The organism is Pseudomonas sp. B26(2017) (assembly GCF_002113045.1).
Classification (GTDB): domain Bacteria; phylum Pseudomonadota; class Gammaproteobacteria; order Pseudomonadales; family Pseudomonadaceae; genus Aquipseudomonas.
In genome coordinates this window covers 70,943-89,532 of record NZ_NEJJ01000009.1, presented here as the reverse complement: position 1 = coordinate 89,532, position 18,590 = coordinate 70,943, and the positions used below count along the sequence as shown (strand labels likewise).

The following is an 18,590-nucleotide window of genomic DNA, read 5'->3' as shown; positions in this document are numbered from 1 at the left end:
TGATGGCAAAGAGGCGGCAATGGTATTGATTCTTATTGGCTGTGTAAAACCCGCTAGACGAATGAACTGGTAAAAACCGTAAGGTTAAATTGTAAAGAATGTAAATTCAGTGCGAATAACAATGTTTCGCAATTGATACGAATACCTGTTTACCCTATATTCCGCCGCCTCAAATCCTTGGGGAGGGGAATAAAAATGGCACGTCAACAAGCACAATTACCGGTCGGTTCACCACGTCTGCTCGCTTCCGCCATCGGCGTGGCAATCACCGCCGGCTCCGCAGGCCACATGGTGTTTGCCGCCGAAAAAACCGACAGCAAAGCCACCGGCAATGCCATCGCCCTGGACGCCACCGCCATCACCGGTGAAGCCCAGGACTCGACTTCCTACCAGGTCGAGAAAGCCTCCTCGCCCAAGTACACCGCACCGCTGGTTGATACACCGCGCTCGGTCACCGTTATCCCGCAACAAGTCCTCAAAGACACCGGCGCCCTGAACATGCAGGATGCGCTGCGCACCGTACCGGGCATTACCTTCGGTGCCGGTGAAGGTGGCAACCCGCAGGGCGACCGTCCGTTCATCCGTGGTTTCGACGCCCAGGGCGACACCTACCTCGACGGCGTGCGCGACACCGGTTCCCAGAGCCGCGAGATCTTCGCCGTGGAAAACATCGAGGTCAGCAAGGGCCCGAACTCCGCCATCGGCGGTCGTGGCGCAGCTGGCGGCAGCATCAACCTGGTGAGCAAGAAAGCGCACCTGGGCAACTCGTTCGACGGTGGTTTCACCTGGGGCTCCGACCAGACCCAGCGTTACACCCTGGATGGCAACTACCAGTTCAGCGACACCGCTGCCGGCCGTCTGAACCTGATGAGCCACGAGAGCAACGTCGCCGGTCGCGACAAGGTCGACTACGACCGCTGGGGCATCGCGCCGTCCCTGGCCTTCGGCCTGGGCACCGACACCCGCGTCAACCTCGACTACTACCATCTCGAAAGCAATGACACGCCGGACTCGGGCATCCCTTACACGATTCCTGCCGGCGGCTCGGCGGCGCGTACCAAGTCCAATCCGGACAAGCCGTACGCCGGTGGCGATCACAGCAACTTCTACGGTCTGGACCGCGACTTCCGCAAAGGCCGCACCGATACCGCGACCTTCGCCATCGAGCATGACCTGAGCGACTCGCTGACGATCAAGAACACCCTGCGTCACGGCACCAGCATGCAGGATTACATCCTGACCCAGCCGGACGACAGCAAGGGCAACGTCAACAACGGCAGCGTCTGGCGTCGTGCGAACACTCGCGTGAGCAACACCGAGACCACCACCAACCAGACCGATCTGTTCGGCGACTTCTACCTCGCCGGCTTCAAGAACAGCTTCTCCACCGGTGTCGAATACACCCGTGAGGAAAGCAGCAAATCCTCGTACAACGTCAACACCGACACCACGCCGCGCACTTCGACCGTGACCACCAACTGCAATCCGGGCCTGATCGGCGCTGCCAGCGGCTACAACTGCACCTCGCTGTCGAACCCGAACCCGAACGATCCGTGGAACGGCGCGATCTCGCGCAACTACGCCGGCACCGACACCCAGTCCGATACCTACGCGCTGTACGTATTCGACACTCTGGAACTGTCCCGGCAATGGCTGGTGAACATGGGCCTGCGTTACGACCACTTCGAAACGGGCTACAACACCTACAACAATGCTGGCCGCACCACCTCCAAGGGTTCGGACACCAGCGAGTTCGTCACCGGTCAGTTCGGCATCGTCTACAAACCGGCCGAGAACGGCAGCATCTATGCGTCCTACGCCACCTCCGCCACACCGCCGGGCAACACCCTGGGTGAAGGTCAGGAAGGCAACCCGCTGGGCGGCACGCCGGATCGTAACGGCAACCTGCTCAAGAGCGACATGGAGCCGGAAACCACCAAAAACTACGAAATCGGTACCAAGTGGGATTTGCTGAACGATCGCCTGTCGCTGACCGCCGACATCTTCCGCACCGAGAAAGAAAACGCGCGTGTCCAGGTGGATACCACCTCGTACGAAAACGCCGGCAAGACGCGTGTACAAGGTATCGAGTTGTCCGCCAGCGGCAAGATCACCGACAAGTGGCAAGTGTTCGCCGGTTACGCCTACATGGACAGCGAACAGGTTGACGGTGGTGACCTGCCGGCCAACAAGGCCAACAATGGTAACGAGCTGCCTAACACGCCGAAAAACAGCGCCAGCCTGTGGACCACTTACCAGGTCACGCCGAAGCTGACCATCGGTGGCGGTGCGTTTTATGTGGATGATGTGTTCGGCAACGTGGCCAACACCACCATGGTCGACTCCTACGTTCGCTACGACGCGATGGCTGCGTACAAGCTGAGCAAGAATGTCGACCTGCAACTGAACGTGCAGAACTTGACCAACGAGACCTACTACGACAAGGCCTTCTCGACTCACTTCGCCAACCAGGCGGCGGGCCGTACGGCATTGCTGAGTACCAACTTCCACTTCTGATCGAAGTGGGAAGTATCGAGCCCCGTTCATTCATTTGAGCGGGGCTTTTGTGCGTAATAAAGAACGTTTCTCGATAAGCCACGGCATAATGCACGCCGTGAACACCATTTCCGAACGGACAAGGCAAGCGACGTGTTGAAGAAAACCCTGTTCCAGTTGCACTGGTTTTTTGGCATCACTGCCGGGCTGGTGCTGGCCCTGATGGGCATCACCGGCGCTGCCTATTCGTTTCAGGACGAAATACTCAAAGCCCTCAACCCCTCCGTGTTGCAGGTGGAGAAACAGGTCGCCGGCGTCCTGCCGCCCGCCGAGCTGGTGGCGCAGATCGAAGCGGCCTCGGGCAAGAAAGTCTCGATGCTCTCCGTCGAGACCGAAAGCGGCAGCGCCGGCCGCGTCTGGTTCACCCCGCCCAAAGGTGAGCGCCGTGGCGAGATGCGTTACTTCGATCCCTACACCGCCGAGTTCAAGGGCAACGCCACCGGTCAGGATTTCTTCGGCCTGATGCTGCAACTGCACCGGTTCCTCGCCATGGGCGATACGGGCCGCAACATCACCGGCGCCTGCACCCTGATGCTGCTGTTTTTCTGCCTGTCCGGCCTGTACCTGCGCTGGCCGCGCCAGTGGAACAGCTGGCGCGTCTGGCTGACCCTCGACTGGAAGAAAAAGGGCCGCAGCTTCAACTGGGATCTGCATTCGGTGTTCGGCACCTGGTGCATGCTGGTTTACCTGCTGCTGGCACTGACCGGACTGTCCTGGTCCTACGAGTGGTACAACAAAGGCCTGACCAGGTTGCTTTCCGACGCGCCGCAAAACGAGCGCGTGCGCGGCGGTCGCGGCCCGGCCCCCGAAGGGCCGGCGCCGACTGCCGATTACGCCGCCATGTGGATCAGCATCTACAGCGCCGCAGGTCCAGGCCTCGCCTCCTACAACATCCGTATGCCGCCCGTGGCCGGCCAACCGGCGACCGTGTTCTATCTGCTCGACAGCTCGCCCCATGACCGCGCGCTGAACCAGATCACCCTCGACCCGGCCACCGGCGTCGTCAAACGTGTGGATCGCTACGCCGACAAGAGCTTCAAGGCGCAATTGCTGACCAGCATTTACGCGCTGCATGTCGGCAGCTATTTCGGCCTGGCCGGGCGAATCATCGTCACCGTCGCAGCGGTGTTGATGCCGCTGTTCTTCATCACCGGCTGGCTGCTGTACCTGGATCGCCGACGCAAGAAAAAGCAGATCAAGGATGCCCGCAAAGGCCTCGACCAACCGGCCGGCGACACGCCGGCGTGGCTGATCGGCTTTGCCAGCCAGAGCGGTTTTGCCGAGCAACTCGCCTGGCAGACCGCCGGCCAGTTGCAGGCGGCCGGATTGCCGGTGAAGGTGCAGCCGCTGGCCAATGTCAGCGAGCAGGATCTGCGGGACTCGAACAACGCGCTGTTTGTGGTCAGCACCTTCGGCGACGGCGAAGCGCCGGACAGCGCTCGCGGTTTCGAGCGCAAGGTGTTGAAGAACGCCTCGACCCTCGACAGCCTCAACTACGCCGTACTCGGCCTCGGCGACCGTCAGTATCAGCACTTCTGCGGTTTCGCCCGGCGCCTGCATCAATGGCTGGGCGAGCACGGCGGCAAGACCTTGTTCGCCCCGGTGGAAGTCGACAGCGGTGATCCTTACGCGCTGCGTCACTGGCAGACACAGCTGGGCCAAATCACCGGACAAGCGCCGGTCGACACCTGGCAGGCGCCGAGCTACGAAAACTGGACGCTGGTACGTCGAGAACTGATGAACCCGGACAGCAGCGGCGCCCCCGCCTTCCTGCTCGGCTTGACCGCACCGACCTCCCGCAGCTGGCTGGCCGGCGATCTGGTGGAAGTGCTGCCGCGCAACTGCCCGTGGGCCATCGAGCACTTTCTCGACGGTCTCGGCATCCGTGGTGAAACCAGCGTCAAAGTCAACGGCCTGGAAGAGTCGCTGGAGGTCGCCCTCGCCACCCGCCAACTGCCCGAGCACCGCGCCCATCTGGTGGGCCTGCATGCTCAGGCACTGGTCGATGCAATGGTGCCGCTGGCCATGCGCGAATACTCGATCGCCTCGATTGCCGCCGACGGCGTGCTGGAGCTGATCGTGCGTCAGGAACAGCATGCCGACGGTCGTCTCGGCATCGGTTCCGGCTGGCTGACCGAGCATGCTCCGGTCGGCGGCAGCATCAGCCTGCGCGTGCGCCGCAACAGCGGTTTCCATCTGCCGAACGCTGCGGTGCCGATGATTCTGCTGGGCAACGGCACCGGCCTCGCCGGGCTTCGCAGCTTGCTCAAGGCGCGGATTGCCGACAACCAACAGCGTCACTGGCTGCTGTTTGGCGAGCGCAATCGCGAGCACGATTTCCTCTGCCGTGCGGAGCTGGAAGAGTGGTTGATCAACGGCGATCTGGAACGTCTCGATCTGGCGTTCTCGCGGGATCAGGCCGAGAAGATTTACGTGCAGGATCGCCTGCGCGAATCGGCCGACGAGTTGAAGAAATGGCTGGCGGACGGTGCAGTGATCTACATCTGCGGCAGCCTGCAAGGCATGGCGTCAGGCGTGGATCAGGTGCTCAATGAAGTGCTGGGCGCCGAAGAGGTCGAACACCTGATCGAACAGGGTCGCTATCGCCGCGACGTTTACTGACCACACATAACCACTGTGGGAGCGAGCTTGCTCGCTCCCACAAATTGTTTGCGGTGAACTCAAGTCGGTTGCAGTTTTTGCTCAAACACCGCAACCCCCTCCAGATCCCGCAACACCACGCTCATCTCCCCGCTCTGCCCCTCGATGTTCACCTCACCGAAAAACTGAAATCCGGCAAACGGCGAGGCGTTCTGTACCGCCGGCGCCTTCTCGAACACCACTTGCGGGCCAAAGGTCTTGTCCAGCGGATTGGGCCCGAAACTGCCGGCGTTCAAGGGCCCCGCGACAAACTCCCAGAACGGTTCAAAATCCTGGAACGCCGCGCGATCCGGATGGTAGTGATGCGCCGCGCAGTAATGCACGTCCGCTGTCAGGAACACGAAATTGCGTACTTGTTGCGCGCGCAAAAAGCCCAGCAGCTCGGCGATTTCCAGCTCACGCCCCTGCGCCGGGCCGGGGTCGCCGTTGGCCACCGCTTCCCAGCGCGCAACACCGGGGCTGACCTCGCCATCCGGCACGCCAAGACCGATCGGCATGTCAGCGGCGATGACTTTCCACTGAGCCTTCGAGGCTTTCAATCCGCGCTTGAGCCAATTCAGCTGCTCGCGCCCCAAGAACGGTTTTTCCGCCCCGAGATTGTCGTCGTTGGCGCCGCGATAACTGCGCATGTCGAGCACGAAGACATCGAGCATCGGCCCGTAACTCAGCTTGCGATAGATCCGCCCGCCGCCATCGGCCGCCTGCAAACGCATCGGCGAATATTCGAGCCAGGCCTGACGCGCACGGCCGACCAGGGTGTGGATATTTTTTTCCTGATAACGCTCGTCGAGCTGCTTGCCCGGCGACCAGTTGTTGACCACTTCATGGTCGTCCCACTGCCAGATCTGCGGCACTTCGGCGTTGAAGCGACGGACGTTTTCATCCATCAGGTTGTAGCGGTAATTGCCGCGATAGTCGTCGAGGGTCTGGGCGACTTTGCTCTTGGCTTCGGTGGTGAGGTTGCGCCAGATCCGGCCACCCTCGGTGGTCAGCTGCGCCGGCACCGGGCCGTCGGCGTAGATGGTGTCGCCGCTGTGGATAAAGAAGTCCGGCAGGCGCAGGCGCATCGCTTCATAAATGCGCATGCCGCCGATATCGGGGTTGATGCCGAACCCCTGGCCGACGGTGTCACCGCTCCAGACGAAACGGAGATTGCGCCGCGCTGTCGGCGCACTGCGCAAATGGCCAAGCCACGGTTCGCTGGCGACGCCGGTGCGGGCATCCTTGAAATACACGCGGTAGAAAATCGCCTGATCGGCGGGCAAGCCCGTGAGTTCGACGCGGGCGGTGAAATCGCTGCGGGCATCAGCCAGCGCCGAGACGACACGGCGCGGGTGGCGGAACTGGCTACGGGTGTCCCACTCAACCACCATCTGCGCCGGGCGGTCGGCACGGCTCCAGATCATCGCGCGGTCGCCCTGCAAGTCACCGGATTGCACGCCATCAGTGAGTTGCGGTCGATCCTTGACCGACGCGATGACTGCCGGCGCCAGCCCCGGCATCAGCAGTCCGGCGCCGACGGCTTGCATCACGCGCCGGCGACCGGGATTGAAATCGCTCATGGTGTTCTCCCTGAAAAAAGGAAAACTTAAGCACCGCTAGATGAAAGGGGTGTGACACCTCAGGCCTTCGCGGGCTCCAGCGCCAGTTCCACAGCCTCCGGCCGCTTGACCAGCGCATACACCACCGCCGTCAGCAGACTGCCCGCGACAATCGCCAGCAGGTACAGCAGCGCATGGTTGATCGCATTCGGAATCGCCAGCACGAACAGTCCACCGTGGGGCGCCATCAGCTTGCAGCCGAAGTACATCGACAGAGCACCGGTCAGCGCACCGCCGGCAATGCTTGCCGGAATCACCCGCAACGGGTCTTTCGCGGCAAACGGAATCGCCCCTTCGGAAATGAAGCACAACCCGAGCACCAGCGCCGCTTTACCGGCCTCGCGTTCAGTCTGGGCGAACTTGCGTCGGGCGATGAACGTGGCGATGCCCAGACCGATCGGCGGCACCATGCCGGCGGCCATGGTCGCGGCCATCGGTGCATAACTCTGCGAGGCCAGCAGCCCCACCGAGAACGCGTAGGCAGCCTTGTTGATCGGCCCGCCGAGGTCGACGCACATCATGCCGCCCAGCAACACACCGAGCAGGATCGCGTTGGTGGTGCCCATGCTGTCGAGGAAATGCGTCAGCGCCGCGAGCATCCCGGCCACCGGTTTGCCAACCACGTAAATCATCACCAGCCCGGTGAACAGGCTGGCGAACAACGGGATGATCAGAATCGGTTTCAGCGCTTCCAGACTTTGCGGCAACGCCACATAGCGACTGATCGCCTTGGCCGCGTAGCCCGCGATAAACCCGGCAGCGATCCCGCCGATGAAACCGGCGCCCAGGGTGCTCGCCAGCAAACCGCCGATCATCCCCGGCGCGAGTCCGGGACGGTCGGCAATCGACCAGGCGATGTAACCGGCCAGCAGCGGCACCATCAATTTGAACGCGGTCTCGCCACCGATCTGCATCAGCGCCGCCGCCAGCGTGCCTTCTTCCTTGAAGGCGGTGATGCCGAACACGAACGACAAAGCGATCATCAGACCGCCTGCCACCACCATCGGCAGCATGAACGACACACCGGTCAGCAGGTGTTTGTAGACGCCGCTTTTCTCCTGTTTGGCCGGGGCTTTGCCGTCGCTCGCAGCACTTTCCTGCTTGCCTTCGGCCAACGCTTTTTTCAGCGTGGCTTCGGACTGCTTCAACGCTATCCCGGTGCCGCAGCGGTAGATTTTCTTGCCGGCGAAACGCTCGGTGGCGACCTCAATGTCCGCCGCCAGCAGCACCACGTCAGCCTCGGCAATCGCCGCTGCGCTCAGCGGGTTTCGCGCGCCGACCGAGCCCTGGGTTTCGACTTGCAGGTCGTAGCCCAGACGCTTGGCGGCTTGCTGCAAGGCTTCGGCGGCCATGAAGGTGTGGGCGACGCCGGTCGGGCATGCAGTGACAGCGACCAGGCGCGGCGCTTGGGCGCTGGCAACCACGGGCGGCGTTTCGGCAGCGACGTAAACCTCGGCCTCGACGGCGCCGCGCCGCAGCACGCCTTCGACATCCTGCAGGGCTTGCGCCGGCGCGATCCGAAAGACTTTCTTGCCGATGAACCGGGTCATGTCCACAGGTCCGGTGGCCACCAGCAACACCCACTCGGCGGCCTCGATGGTGGCCGCCGACAACTCACGTTCCGGGTGCGCCGCATCCACCACTTCGACGCTGGTGCTCCAGCCCTGACGCTGGGCCGCGGCATCCAGCAACCGGGCGCACAGCACACTGGTGACCATGCCGTTCGGGCAGGCCGTGACAATGGCTAATTTCATGACAAACCCTCTTATTGTTCTGTCAGGGGGCGCACGCGCACGCCCTGTTCGAGCTGCGTCAGTTGCGCAGCATCGTGAATACCGAAACCGATCTGGGTCACCGCCTGCGCCGCAATGGCGGTGGCCGTGCGCAGGGTTTGTTCCGGCGTGTCGGCGCTGAGCAGACCGTGAAGCATGCCCGCCAGCAACGAATCACCGGCACCGACCGTGCTGGCGACGCTGACCTTCGGCGGTGTCGCATACAGCGCCGAGCCGACACTGAACCAGTTCACACCTTCGGCGCCGTGGGAAATCACCACATGCTCGATACCCTGAGCATGCAGCCGATTGGCTGCCTCGGCCTGAGACGCGCGGGACACCACCTCACAGCCCAGCGCATCGGCCAGCTCTTCGGTATTCGGTTTGATCAGCCACGGACCGGCCTTGAGCGCCTCGCGCAAAGCTTCGCCGCTGGTGTCCAGGGCGACTTTCAGGCCCAACGCCTTCAAGCGCTCCACCAGTTCGCGCAACCACTGCGCACTGACGCCGCGCGGCAGACTACCGGCCACCACCACCGCGTCATGCCCCGGCGCGATCTGCACCAGACGATCCAGCAATGCCTGTTGCGCCACCACGCCGACCACCGGGCCCGGGCCGTTGATGTCAGTGATGCGGCCGTCCTGTTCCGCGACCTTGATGTTGCTGCGGGTCTCGCCGGGCACCCGGATAAACGCATCGGTGAAACCGCGCCTGGCGAACAGGTTTTCGAATGCTTGCAGATTGTCCTCGCCGAGAAAGCCGCTGACCGTCAGTTGATGACCGAGGTCGGCCAGCACTTGCGCGACGTTGACGCCCTTGCCGGCGGCGTGGGTGTGCATCGCGTCGCTGCGGTTGACCTGACCGGCCTCAAGGCGTGGCAACTGCACCGTGAGGTCCAGCGCCGGGTTGAGGGTCAGGGTAAGAATCTTAGCCATTACAGGGCCTCCACTAATGCGCGCACTTCGTTGGCGCTGCCCACGGCCAGGGCTTGTTGAGCAAGAGTTTGTGCCTGGGTCAGGCTGAGTTCGCGGATGCGTGCCTTGACCTCGGCGATGCTGCGCCCGGAGACGCTCAGTTCATCCACACCGAGGCCGACCAGCACCGGTACCGCCAGCGGATCCGCCGCCAGCTCGCCGCACACACCGACCCATTTGCCATGGGCATGGGCCGCGCGCACGGTGATGTCGATCAGTTGCAGTACCGCCGGATGCAGACCGTCAGCCTGGGCGGACAGGGTCGGATGACCACGGTCGATCGCCAGCGTGTACTGGGTCAGGTCGTTGGTGCCGACGCTGAAGAAGTCGACTTCTTTGGCCAGCACCGGCGCCAGCAACGCGGCGGACGGCACTTCGATCATGATTCCGAGTTGCAGGTCGGCAACCGGAATTTCCAGACGCAGGCGTTCGGTCATGTCGCGGGCCTGGCGCCACTCTTCGACGCTGCCGACCATCGGGAACATGATCCGCAACGGACGGTTGTCTGCCGAACGCAGCAAGGCGCGCAACTGCGCTTCCATGATCTGCGGACGCTGCAAGGTCAGGCGAATCCCGCGCACGCCGAGGAACGGGTTTTCTTCCTTGGCGATCGGCCAGTACGGCAGCGGTTTGTCGCCGCCGACATCGAGGGTGCGCACCACCAGCGGCCGACCGGCAAGGCCATCGAGGACGCGGCGGTATTCGGCTTCCTGAGTCGCCTCGTCCGGCGCCTGTGGATGAGCCATGAAAATCAGCTCGGTGCGCAGCAGGCCGATGCCTTCGGCGCCTTGCTCCACCGCGCTGATCACACCGGCGCTTTCGCCGATGTTGGCGAACACTTCAACGGCGTGACCGTCGCTGGTGTGCGCCGGTTGGTGGCGTTGTTCGGCGGCGGCTTTCAGGCGTTGTTCGCGGGTGTCGCGTTCTTCGCTGGCGCGTTGCAGGGTCGCGGCATCCGCATCGACGTGCAGGCGACCGCGCTGGCCGTCGAGCAGCAACGGCGTGCCCGGCTTCAGCAGCAACACCGCAGCACCCGCGCCGACCAGCGCCGGAATGCCCAGCGCGCGAGCCACGATGGCGCTGTGAGCGGTGGCGCCGCCACGGGCGGTGAGAATCCCCGCGACCCGCGCCGGATCCAGACGCGCCACGTCGGACGGGCCGACCTCATCCATCACCAGAATGTACGGTTGCTCCGGCTCGGCGGGCGTCTGCACGCCACACAGTTGCGCCAGCACCCGACGACCGATGTCGCGCAGGTCGGCAGCACGTTCGGCGAGCAACGCGTCCTGCAACGCTTCCTGTTGTTTAGCGGCAGCTTCGATCACAGCCATCCAGGCTGCTTCGGCGCTTTCGCCCTGCTTGAGGCGGGTGTCGACTTCGTCGGTGAGTTCCGGGTCGTCGAGCATTTCCTGGTGGGTGATGAAAATCTCGCGGATCGCCTTGGCCTTGCTGCGTTCGATCAGGCCCTGAATGTCCTGGCGCACGTCGACCAGCGCATGCTTTAGACGCTCGCGTTCGATAGCGGCGGACTCGCCGCGCAACGGGTAATCGATGGTTTGCTGGACCTGAATGTGCGCCGGGCCGATGGCGATGCCGGGGGCCGCGGGGATCGCTTGCAGCAGACTGCCGGAGGCCGGGGCGCTCAGGACTTCTGCAATGTCCGTAATCACTTCGCGCTGTTGACTGACTGCAGGCAACGGTTCGACTTCTTCGCCGAGGCCTTCTTCAATAGCGGTCAGCAAGGCCGGCAGCGCATCGGCAGCGATGTTCGGTTCGGCAATGATTTCCAGTACCTGACCGCGACGGGCGCCGAGGCTCAGCAGTTTGCTCAGGCTCTTCACCGACACGGCGCTGTCCTGACCGTCGACAATGCGCACACGGATTTCACCGTCAAAACTTTTCGCCAGTTGCGCGAGGATTTTCGCCGGCCGCGCGTGCAGGCCATGGGCGTTGGCCAGCGCAATTCGCGCGCTCGGCCAGTCGGCTGGCAACTCACCGCCAAGCACTTCGAGTACTTTGCGGCTGCTGGTGGCGCGGCCCAGTTCATGGCCGCGACCTTCGATCAGCAACGCGCACAAACGCTCAAGCAACGCCTGATGCGCTTCACCCAGACTGGCCAGACAGAACAGACCGCTGAGGGGCTGGCCGAGGTAGCGCATCGGTTTGTCCGGCGTGACGAAGGCCAGACCCGGACGCTTCACGGTCTGCTCGCTGTGTAGCCACCACAGGCCATCGCCCAGCGGCAGCGCTTCAACTTGCTGCAACACACCGGCGAAACCGTTGCTCACGCAATCGGCCTGGCGCAGCAGACGCGCCCCGCGCCAGACCAGTTCTTCGAAATCGTCGGCGGAGACCCCGAGGCCGATCATCTGCGCATCCAGCGCCAGCTCTTGCGGCGCACCTTGCAGCAGTTTCAGCAGTGCTTCCGGCGAACTCGCACGACGCAGGGCCTGACCAAGATCGGTCTCGCCGAGAGCGCGGGTCAGCAATTGCAGCAGGCGCAGGTGTTCGTCGGATTTGGCGGCGATGCCGATGGCCAGATAAACGATCTGGCCGTCGCCCCAATCCACGCCGTCGGGAAACTGCATCAGGCGTACGCCGGTGGCGAACACCTGATCGCGGGTTTCGGGCGTGCCGTGGGGGATCGCAATGCCTTGGCCGAGGAAGGTCGAGCCCTGAGCCTCCCGGGCCTGCAGCCCGGCCAGGTATCCGTCGGCAACAAGTCCATCGGCGACCAGATGACTGGCCAGCAATTGCAAAGCGGCGGGTTTATCCACAGCCGACTGGCCCATGGATATCTGCTCTACAGTGAGCTCGAGCATGCGATCTCCTTTTTGGCACTGTTCAATGCCAGGTATTGTTTTGAATGGTTGCAGCTTAGGCGCTGTAGGCCATCCTTTTCAGGAGGCAGTTTTGGCGGTTTCACGGCAGAACCGGCCAAAGGCGTCTAAAACGTAGAAAATACGCCTGCTGAAACGTTTAATCTAGATTGATCGGCACGTTACTCGATAATGTCCCATCCTTGAAGTCCAACTTGTCGGATGCGCTGCGACAATAGTCGCCTGCCTGAATCGGGTAGGATTGGCGAAAATGTCGCGGCAAGCTCGAAAAAACAAGGAAATCCCGGGTTGAAACTCAGTGATATCGCGCGGTTGGCCGGAGTGTCCGTGACCACCGCCAGCTACGTCATCAACGGCAAGGCCGAACAGCAACGCATCAGCAACGCCACCGTCGAGCGGGTGCGGGCGGTGGTCGATCTGCACGGCTTTACCCCCAATCCACAGGCGGCCGGGCTGCGCAGTCGGCACACCCGGACCCTGGGTTTTATCCTGCCGGATCTGGAAAACCCCAGTTACGCGCGGATCGCCAAACTGCTGGAGCAAGGCGCCCGGGCACGCGGCTATCAATTGCTGATCGCCAGCTCCGACGATGCGCCGGACAGCGAGCGGCAACTGCTGCAACTGTTCCGCGCCCGGCGCTGCGATGCGTTGATCGTCGCCAGTTGCCTGCCGGCCGGTGACGACAGCTATCGCCAGTTGCAGGCCAAGGGTTTGCCGATCATTGCCATTGACCGGGTGATGGATGCCGAACACTTCTGCTCGGTGGTCAGCGATGACCGCGAAGCCAGCCTGCACCTGACCGAAAGCCTGCTCGACCCGCAGCCGAAACAGATCGTGCTGCTGGGTGCCCGTCCGGAACTGAGCATCAGCCAGGAGCGTGCGGCCGGGTTCAAGCAAGCCTTGGCCGGGTTCAAGGGCGAAGTGCTGGTCGAGCACGCCGAGTCTTTCAGCCGCGAGTGCGGCAAGCAGTTGATGGAAGAACTCCTGCAACGCCTCGGGCATTTGCCGGATGCGCTGGTGACCACCTCCTACGTTCTGCTGCAAGGCGTGTTCGACGCGCTGCACGACTTCCCGCTCAAATCCCGCCCGCTGCGCCTCGGCACGTTTGGCGACACCCAGTTGCTGGACTTCCTGCCGCTGCCGGTCAACGCCATGGCCCAGCAGCACCAGTTGATCGCCGACAAGGCACTGGAACTGGCACTGGCGGCGGTCGAGCAATCGGATTACCAGCCCGGCGTGCAGGCCATCGCCCGTACCTTCAAGCAGCGTATTCACCGGGACTGAGCCGTGGAGCTGATCGACAGCCACACCCATCTGGACTTCCCCGACTTCGACGCCGACCGCGCGGCGCTGCTGAACGAAAGCCGCGCCCTCGGGGTGCGGCGAATGGTGGTGCTCGGGGTTTACGAGGGGAATTGGCAGCGGGTGTGGGATCTGGTGCAAAGCGATGCCGATCTGTACGCGGCGTTCGGATTGCACCCGGTCTATCTCGATCAGCACCGGCCTGAAGATTTGCTGGCACTGGGCGACTGGCTGACTCGGCTAAAAGGTCATCGGCAGCTGTGCGCAGTCGGCGAAATCGGCCTGGATTATTTCATCGAAAGCCTCGACCGCGAACGCCAGCAGGCGTTGTTCGAGGCACAGTTGCAACTGGCGGCGGATTTCGAACTGCCGGCATTGATCCACGTACGGCGCAGCCATGCGGCAGTGATTGCCACGCTCAAGCGCTTCAAGCTCAAGCGCGCCGGGATCATCCACGCCTTCGCCGGCAGTCGTGAAGAAGCGCGGGAATACATCAAGCTCGGTTTCAAACTCGGCCTCGGCGGTGCACCGACCTGGCCGCAGGCATTGCGCATGCACCGGGTGCTGGCCGACTTGCCGCTGGACTCGGTGGTGCTGGAAACCGACTCCCCGGACATGGCGCCAGCCATGTACCCCGGCATTCGCAATACGCCGGCGCACCTGCCGGCAATCTGCGACTCATTGGCCGCATTGATGAACACCAGTGCGCCACAACTCGCCGCCGCCAGTACCGCCAACAGCTGCGACGTGTTCGGCTGGTAGTCAGTCGGCGTGGGCCTTGGCCGCGTCGAGAATCAGGGTCAGGTGCTGACGCCGCCGGGCGTAACGAATCACCGCGAAGTACACGAAAATCGTGATCAGCGACGCGTTCAACTGCTCGGTGACGCTGAGCAGCCCTACCCATTCCATCACCAAGGCCACCAGCAGCGCGGTGCACACGGTCACGAGCGCACTGGCGCGCAGCAGGCCAAGTGAATCGAGCGAACGCAAGCGTTTGATCTGCTTCGGGCAGCGCAGCTCCAGGTTTTTCTGGCAATGCGCACAGGTGAATGGTTCGTGGATGGATATGGCATTCAGTTGCCAGGGTTTGAGCACCAGCGTTGTCTGGCAGTGGGCGCAGCGGCCCTGGACGCCCAGGGTTGCGACAGACATGTGCATCTCCTCCAAGTGGTCAAAGAACAGAGCTTGGTTCATTGAAGACGAAAAACCAGCGCCCGGAGGAAAACAGGATTTGTCTTACCGATGTAAGCAAACAAGTACTACAAGCCATTCCGAAAAAACCTGCCTCAGAGGAGGCAGGTCGATTCAAACCCGGAACGCGCTGATCAATTGCTTCAACTCGACCACCTGCGCCGACAACGCACGGCTGGCATCTTCAGTCTGATGCGCTCCTTCTGCGGTGCGCTCGCCGGCACGGTTGATCTCGACGATGTTCTGGTCAATGTCATGGGCCACGGCGGTCTGCTGCTCGACGGCGGCGGCGATCTGCTGGTTCTGGTCGACGATCATGCCAACAGCGCCGAGGATGTTTTCCAGCGCCTGCTGGACTTTTTCCGACTGCCCCACCGTGCCGTTGGCCATCTGATGGCTGACGCCCATGGCCTTCACCGCCGCGCCGACGCCGCCATGGAGTTTGGCGATCATCTGCTCGATTTCTTCGGTCGATTGCTGAGTGCGTTTGGCCAGCGTGCGGACTTCGTCAGCGACCACGGCAAAACCGCGCCCCTGCTCACCGGCCCGCGCAGCCTCGATCGCGGCGTTGAGCGCCAGCAGGTTGGTCTGTTCGGCGATGCTCTTGATCACTTCCAGAACGCGGCTGATCGACTGGCTGTCGCTGGCCAACTGGTTGATCACCAGCACCGATTGATCGATTTCGCTCGCCAGTGCCGCGATGCTGCCCTGCTGCGATTCCACCAGACCGCGACCACTGATGGTTTCGTCGTTTACGCTGTGGGCGCTGCTGACCGCTGCCGCGGCACTGCGTGCCACCTCCAGCGATGTCGCCGACATCTGGTTCATTGCGGTAGCCACTTGCTCGATTTGCGTACGTTGCCCGGCGACCGCCTGATTGCTTTGCGCCGAAACATTTTCCACTTGCCCCGCCTGTCGCTCGACCTCGCCAACGGTGTGGCCGACCCGTTCGATCAGGTCATGGATTTTGCGCACCGTACCGTTGAACACCTCGCCCAACTCGCCGAGCTCATCGCGGCTGTTGGCGTGGAAATTCACCGTCATGTCGCCCGCCGCCACTTTGTCCATCATGGCGCCGAGGTTTTTCAGGGTGGCGCGGGTGGAGGCGTAGAAGCCGCCGTAGAGATAGAAAATCAGCACGAACACCACCGACAACGCCACGGCTTGCAGCACCATGTGCGTGCGGTTTTGCCCCAGGCGCTGCTGCAATTGGGTGTCGAGGAGTTTCAGGGTGGCGTCGTTTAGCTGATAGGTCTGGTCCATCAGCCCGGTGACCTGGTCATAAAACCCCTGCCACGGGGCGTCGAGCGTTTCGGCCATCACCACTTGCTCTTCGATCAGTGTGCCGGCCTGTTTCAGCGACGCCTTGCTGGCATCGGCCGGCGCGCTCAGAGAATCTCGGGCGGCTTTGCTCGAACCCAGTGCGTCCTGCAATTTCAGACCGTACTCGGCCTGCAGTTTTTCGATCTGCACCAGCAGCTCGTCGAAGCGGGTGCTCGACGAGCTGTTGAGAAAGCCCTGGCCCAAGGAATACGAGCCCATCGCCCGACCTTCACCCAAGGCCTGGGTGACGGCCGGCGTGATCGCGGTAATCAACTCGCTGAGCTGGCGAATGTCGCCCTGGTTGTCACGGCTCAAACCGGCCTGACTGGCCACGATCTGGCTGAAGATCTGCGCATTGCCCAGCAATTTGCCGATCAGCGCACTTTTGCTTTGCAGGGAGTTTTCCGCTTGCTGGTTCTTGAACGCAGCGATCATTTCATCGCGCTTGGTCTCGAAGAACTTGATCTGCTCCGGATCCTCGGTCATGGGCGTCAACCCTTGCAGGCGTGCCAGGACGTTTTGCTCAAGACTGGTGATCTGCGCCTCGACATTACCGGCCTTGCCGGACTGGCCGAGGGTAACGTTGATCTGCACCAGATTGTTGAGGGTTTCCAGATCCCGACGCAGGGTCAGGCTGCTGCCCAGCAGGTCGAGGCTCTGCAGCTCAACCCGGGTGCCCTGGAATTCGCGATAGGAATCGCGCACCAGATAGAAGTTGGTCACCAGCATTGGCACCAGGAACAGCACGCTGATCAGGCTGAACTTCATGCCGAAGCTCAAGCGGTTCATCAGCGAGACGGCGGGATAGAGCAAGCTCTTCACTGGAAGTCTCCCTTGGTTTTTCTTGTTTTTATTGGCAGGCGCGGGGCGACAGCAGATAGCCACTATCGGGCGCTATCTCTGTATAGCTCAAATCGAAGGGAGGTTTTGTAACTTAAGGTTAACGAGGGGGATTGCCCCCCTCGTCGCAGTAACGGCTTACGCGAGTACCGTCCACAGAGCAAAGCAGGCATACCACAGCACCGCGGCCCGCAGCAGCAGTTCCCACAGACAGTCGAGGGTGTTGATGCCTTCGGGGCCGACGGCGGCCGGCGGAATCTCCCCGGCAACCAGCCCGACCTTGTTGATGAGCTGGGCGGCGCTGATGTTCCAGTTCAGCAGTTCGTGCAGCATCACCCGGCTGACCGCGACGAAATTGCCGACCAGGGCAAGACTCGCCGCCAACAGGCGCACCGGCACCCAGTCGAAGGCGTGACGCAGTTGCCCGGCCCGTTCGGCTACCGCCGGGTTTAGGGCGTTTTCTTCCGCCAGCGCCAGCAAGCGATAGCTCAGTGCCGCGACCGGACCGAGCAGGAAGTACCAGAAAATCACCGCGAAGAAACTCTGATAGGCCTGCCACAACAGATGCTGTTGTACTTGCTCCAGCAATTGTTCGCCGCTTTCGGCGCAGATGTTCAGATCACGCTTGGCCACATGGGCGGCGGCCTGCAGATCCTCACGACGCCAGGCGTCGCGAAACGGCCCCAGTTCGCCGAGCAGATCTCCGCGCCCCAGGCTGTAAATCACCACCAGCAAATGCACCGGCAAGGCCAGCAGACCGTAGGCCACCGGGTCCAGCACCACCAGCAGCAACCCCAGCAACGCCACCGGCAACAGCACCAGGACGGTCAGCACCAGCCACGGCTGTCTGGCCAGCCCGCCGCTTTCAAGCTTGTGCAGTTCGCGGATCCATCCGCCATCGCGTTGAACCCGTTGGCGCAGGGCCGAGAACTTCTCGATCCAGACCGCCAGCAGTAACACCAGAAAACTCATTGTCCTTCCTCTTGTGCCAGGGCGGCGCGGTAGCGTGCCCAGTCGAATGCGGGTCCGGGGTCGGTCTTGCGTCCGGGGGCGATGTCGCTGTGCCCGCAGATGCGCTCGACAGTAATCGCCGGGAACGCCGCCTGTATCTGCCGGGTCAGCACGGTCAACGCCTGGTACTGCGCATCGGTGAACGGCAGATCATCGGTACCTTCCAGCTCGATGCCCAGTGAAAAATCGTTACAGGTTTCGCGTCCTTCGAACACCGAAACACCGGCATGCCAGGCACGCTCAAGACAGGAGACAAACTGGGTGACCTTGCCGTCACGTTCGATCAGAAAATGCGCAGATACACGCAGGTCGGCGATCCCGGCAAAGTAGGGATGTTCCGTGACATCCAGACGATTCTGGAAAAATTCCTGCACCTTGCCGGTGGCGAACTGCGCCGGTGGCAGGCTGATGTTGTGGATGACCAACAGGGAGACTTCGCCCGCCGGGCGTTCATTGAAGTTGGGCGAAGGGCAGACCTGCACCCCGTGACACCACCCGCTTGCGGGATCCAACTGCATA

12 protein-coding genes are annotated in these 18,590 nt (G+C 62.5%); 4 read left to right on the top strand and 8 right to left on the bottom strand.

Annotation, left to right across the window (positions count from 1 at the left end; translation table 11 throughout):
- The first annotated feature begins 195 nt into the window (after positions 1-195).
- Both CAF79_RS14995 and CAF79_RS14990 read left to right on the top strand, forming a co-directional pair.
- Positions 196-2,517: a TonB-dependent siderophore receptor gene (locus CAF79_RS14995; protein ID WP_085698410.1), complete on the top strand. Its 2,322-nt coding sequence runs from the start codon at positions 196-198 to the stop codon at positions 2,515-2,517.
- A gap of 132 nt (positions 2,518-2,649) precedes the next feature.
- The gene (locus tag CAF79_RS14990) at positions 2,650-5,178 is read left to right on the top strand and encodes a sulfite reductase flavoprotein subunit alpha (RefSeq protein ID WP_085698409.1); all 2,529 of its coding nucleotides are present in this window, start codon (positions 2,650-2,652) and stop codon (positions 5,176-5,178) included.
- Between the two features lie 59 nt (positions 5,179-5,237).
- Here the strand turns inward: CAF79_RS14990 and CAF79_RS14985 are convergent, their stop codons facing one another.
- Genes CAF79_RS14985 through ptsP form a run of 4 tightly spaced genes read right to left on the bottom strand, consistent with a single transcriptional unit; the run spans position 5,238 to position 12,386 of the window.
- Complete coding sequence (locus tag CAF79_RS14985) at positions 5,238-6,779, bottom strand: alkaline phosphatase (protein ID WP_085698408.1); 1,542 nt, start codon at positions 6,777-6,779, stop codon at positions 5,238-5,240.
- Positions 6,780-6,838: 59 nt separating this feature from the next.
- Positions 6,839-8,572, bottom strand: a complete 1,734-nt coding sequence (locus tag CAF79_RS14980) for a PTS fructose-like transporter subunit IIB (RefSeq protein ID WP_085698407.1) — start codon at positions 8,570-8,572, stop codon at positions 6,839-6,841.
- Between the two features lie 11 nt (positions 8,573-8,583).
- On the bottom strand, positions 8,584-9,525 hold the full coding sequence (gene pfkB, locus CAF79_RS14975; RefSeq protein WP_085698406.1) for a 1-phosphofructokinase: 942 nt from the start codon (positions 9,523-9,525) through the stop codon (positions 8,584-8,586).
- Entirely contained in the window at positions 9,525-12,386 is a 2,862-nt protein-coding gene (gene ptsP / locus CAF79_RS14970; RefSeq protein WP_085698405.1) for a phosphoenolpyruvate--protein phosphotransferase, read from the bottom strand. Before ptsP ends, pfkB begins: the two co-directional genes overlap by 1 nt.
- Positions 12,387-12,692: 306 nt before the next feature.
- Between ptsP and cra the strand changes: the two genes are divergently transcribed.
- Complete coding sequence (cra, locus tag CAF79_RS14965) at positions 12,693-13,688, top strand: catabolite repressor/activator (protein ID WP_085698404.1); 996 nt, start codon at positions 12,693-12,695, stop codon at positions 13,686-13,688.
- Positions 13,689-13,691: 3 nt separating this feature from the next.
- A complete protein-coding gene (locus CAF79_RS14960; protein WP_085698403.1) occupies positions 13,692-14,468 on the top strand; it encodes a TatD family hydrolase in 777 nt (258 codons plus the stop codon).
- Here CAF79_RS14960 and CAF79_RS14955 read toward each other — a convergent pair whose 3' ends face one another.
- The 4 genes from CAF79_RS14955 to ampD all read right to left on the bottom strand — a co-directional run bounded on the left by CAF79_RS14955 (position 14,469) and on the right by ampD (position 18,589).
- Positions 14,469-14,858, bottom strand: a complete 390-nt coding sequence (locus CAF79_RS14955; RefSeq protein WP_085698402.1) for a hypothetical protein — start codon at positions 14,856-14,858, stop codon at positions 14,469-14,471.
- 153 nt (positions 14,859-15,011) lie between these two features.
- Complete coding sequence (locus CAF79_RS14950) at positions 15,012-17,042, bottom strand: methyl-accepting chemotaxis protein (RefSeq protein ID WP_085698401.1); 2,031 nt, start codon at positions 17,040-17,042, stop codon at positions 15,012-15,014.
- Positions 17,043-17,198: 156 nt separating this feature from the next.
- Positions 17,199-18,032 (bottom strand): regulatory signaling modulator protein AmpE, encoded by an 834-nt coding sequence (ampE, locus tag CAF79_RS14945; RefSeq protein WP_085698400.1) that lies wholly within the window; start codon positions 18,030-18,032, stop codon positions 17,199-17,201.
- Positions 18,029-18,589: a 1,6-anhydro-N-acetylmuramyl-L-alanine amidase AmpD gene (gene ampD / locus CAF79_RS14940; protein WP_085698399.1), complete on the bottom strand. Its 561-nt coding sequence runs from the start codon at positions 18,587-18,589 to the stop codon at positions 18,029-18,031. Before ampD ends, ampE begins: the two co-directional genes overlap by 4 nt.
- Between the last annotated feature and the right edge of the window lies 1 nt (position 18,590).